The sequence below is a fragment of the Dankookia rubra genome (assembly GCF_004355005.1).
Lineage (GTDB): Bacteria > Pseudomonadota > Alphaproteobacteria > Acetobacterales > Acetobacteraceae > Paracraurococcus > Paracraurococcus ruber_A.
Genome location: NZ_SMSJ01000313.1, coordinates 1 through 775, shown reverse-complemented (window position 1 = coordinate 775; position 775 = coordinate 1). Strand labels below are relative to the sequence as shown.

The 775-nt window shown below is 72.0% G+C and carries 1 protein-coding gene; it reads left to right on the top strand.

Annotated features, from left to right (window positions below):
• On the top strand, window positions 1–775 hold a 775-nt coding region (locus tag E2C06_RS36760; RefSeq protein ID WP_133293424.1), incomplete at both ends, for a crotonase/enoyl-CoA hydratase family protein.

Sequence of the window (775 nt, the reverse complement as noted above, 5' to 3'; positions counted from 1 at the left end):
GATCGCGGCATCTACTGGTGCCGCCTGCGGCCCACCGGCCGGCCCTGCTTCAGCCGCGAATTGCTGCGCGACATCGCCTCGATGCATGCGGCGATCCCGGAGCTCTTCGCCGCCAGTTCGCCGCTGCCGGCGCCGCGCTGGTTCGTCTGCGGCTCGGCCATCCCCGGCATCTTCAACCTGGGCGGCGACCTCGGCCTGTTCCGCGACCTGATTGCCGCCGGCGACCGGGACGCCCTGGTGCGCTACGGCCATGCCGCGGTGGAGGCGATCCACCGCAACCACACCGCGCTCGACCTGCCGATGATCACCGTGGCGCTGGTGCAGGGCGACGCGCTGGGCGGCGGCTTCGAATGCGCCCTCGCCCACGACCTGATCGTCGCCGAGCGCAGCGCGAAGTTCGGCCTGCCGGAAGTGCTGTTCAACCTCTTCCCCGGCATGGGCGCCTACAGCTTCCTGTCCCGCCGGATCGGCCGCGCCGCGGCGGAAAGGCTCATCCTCTCGGGCAAGGTGCATACCGCCGAGGAGATGCAGGCGATGGGCCTGGTCGACGTCCTGGCGGAGGATGGCGAGGGCGAGGCGGCGCTGCTGGCGCATCTCGACCGCAGCGACCGCTGGCACAACGCGCATCAGGCGATGTACCGCGCCCGCCGCAAGGTGGATCCGGTGACGCTGCAGGAGCTGCGCGAGGTGGTCGAGGTCTGGGCCGAGGCGGCGCTGCGGCTGTCGGAGCAGGACCTGCGGCGGATGGCGCGGCTCTGCAACGCGCAGGACCGCC